The following is a 2,337-nucleotide window of genomic DNA, read 5'->3' on the forward strand; positions in this document are numbered from 1 at the left end:
GTCCGAATGAAAAAAGACTTTGTCAATAATCTGATCTTACCGCTTGTTGTATTTTATTATGGGGAAATAATACTATAAAAGGCGTATTTTTTATAGAATGATACTTTTACTACCCTATGTAAATTTTGTCTAGATTTAGCAACTTTTAGCATTTTTGGTAATCAGACTACACTTTGGAAAACAATTTGATAAAAAAATAAATAGGAGAACTCTGTTTTGTCAGGAAAACAATTTACTGAGATAACTGCACTTACACTTTTTATTGAACAGAAATTAACAGAAAACGATACATTTGGATTACTCAATGAATTGTGTGAATGGTTGCGAGAAAACCAAGGAAAAGATGCACAACAACGCTTATATTTTCTGATTAAATTATTAAAACAGAATAGAGAATTAGGCGAAAAATTAGCAAGTCAATTTTGTCGTTGGCTATGCGGAATGCGTTTATATCCACTATTTATTAGTCGTGGCATTTTGGCTCGTGGTGGATTTGGACGAGAAATGCGAGTGCGATTATATGAACGGATTAACCCATCATTTAAAGATGCAAGAGATCTACGGGATATATTTGTCTTATTATTTAATGATAAAGATGATGCGAAATGGCTCAATGCTGTTCCTATGCAGTATTGGGACGCTTTATTGAACCTATTACGCCGTTATGCAACGCCACACGAGCGAGAAACGGTAAGTAATCATATGCGATATGAAGGACTATTTGCGATTGAGATGCTGGCAATTTGGATTGCGGCAGAAGAAATGGAGCCTGAATTGATGCGTTTAGAGCCGAGTTTACTTGATGCGGATAGCCCATTTGTCGCCCTACATCGTGAAGTTTCTAATTGGGTAGAAAGTCGCCGTAAAAATGAAGTTTATGATATAAGCCATTTAGAAGTAATGTTTGTTCAATGCCAAGAGTTGATTGAACGTTTACAGAAAAAAGGGGCAAATGCAGGTTCTTCACTAGGCGTAGCACATTTATTGGAACGATTAACGCAAACCTTAGAGCGATTAGCAATGTTGATGGACGTGTTTGCCTCTAACCGTTTTTTACCACGCCGAATTTTACTCTTAACTGGGACATTAGCGGTGGCATCGGCAGATCAACACAGCGTTTCAAGCCTATGGAAACAGAGTGTCAAAATGCTTTCTCGCAGTATTACACAAAATACTAGCGACCACGGTGAACACTACATTACACGCAATGCTAAAGAGTATTGGGAAATGTTTTCATCAGCGGCTGGGGGCGGTGTGCTGATTGCATTTATTGCACTTATCAAAATTTATATTGGAAGTAGCGTTGAAGATAAAGTGCTTAAAAGTATTTTAGAAGCATTGAATTATAGCTTCGGTTTTATTGTGATTTTTATGTTGCATTTCTCTGTTGCAACCAAACAACCCGCAATGACAGCAGCTCGTTTTGCGGAAGCGGTACAGAAAAATCCTCAAGGTCGATCTGTCGATATGCAATTAGCCCAATTACTCATTGACGTATTCCGCTCACAAAGTGTTGCGGTTTTAGGTAATGTGTCCGTTGCATTACTACTATCCGCAGTGATTGCGATTGGCTATGAACATTATTTTGGCTCTGCTTTCTTAAATGAAGAACAGATTGCCTATCAGCTACACAGTATTGATATTACACAAGGAACCTTATGGTTTGCCGCTATTGCTGGCGTATGGCTATTCTGTGCTGGGATTATTTCGGGATTTTTTGATAATCGCTGCAACTACCTTAATTTAAGAATGCGTTTAAGAGAGCACCCTGTATTAAAACGTATAATGCCATCAGGAATGCGTGGTAAATTCGCCGATTATATGCACGATAACTATGGCTCAATAATGGGGAATTTCTGTTTCGGTTTGCTACTGGGACTAACGGGGCTAGTAGGCTATTTAACTGGGCTACCACTAGATATCCGCCACGTTGCACTTTCTTCTGCTAATTTAGGTTATGCCACTGTGAGTGGTGATCTCTCAATGGCAATTTTCTGGCAAAGCCTTGCCTTTGTATTAACGATTGGTTTAGTAAACTTAATTGTGAGTTTCTCATTGACGTTATGGGTGGCATTACGTTCTCTAGGGGCAGAAATCAATAGCTGGCGTAAAATTGCAGGCTGTGTATGGGAAATATTAAAAAAACGCCCATTAAGTTTGATTTTACCAATGCAATTAGATAAATCTCAGAAATAATAGAACAGTAATAAGATATAAGGGGCAATAAGCCCCTTCAGATTATTGACAAAGTCTTTTTTCATTCGGACGCCAGCGTGGCGTCCCTTGTATCTTACTCAACTGTAAATTGGTAAAATAAAAACGTATTATTTTACCACC

1 protein-coding gene is annotated in these 2,337 nt (G+C 38.1%); it reads left to right on the forward strand.

What is annotated here, in order from left to right; all coding sequences use genetic code 11:
- Window positions 1-216: 216 nt before the first annotated feature.
- The gene (locus A1D25_RS05935; protein WP_240327113.1) at window positions 217-2,196 is read left to right on the forward strand and encodes a site-specific recombinase; all 1,980 of its coding nucleotides are present in this window, start codon (window positions 217-219) and stop codon (window positions 2,194-2,196) included.
- The last annotated feature ends 141 nt before the right edge of the window (window positions 2,197-2,337 follow it).

This window comes from Ursidibacter arcticus (assembly GCF_009761375.1).
In the GTDB taxonomy this organism is placed as follows: domain Bacteria; phylum Pseudomonadota; class Gammaproteobacteria; order Enterobacterales; family Pasteurellaceae; genus Ursidibacter; species Ursidibacter arcticus.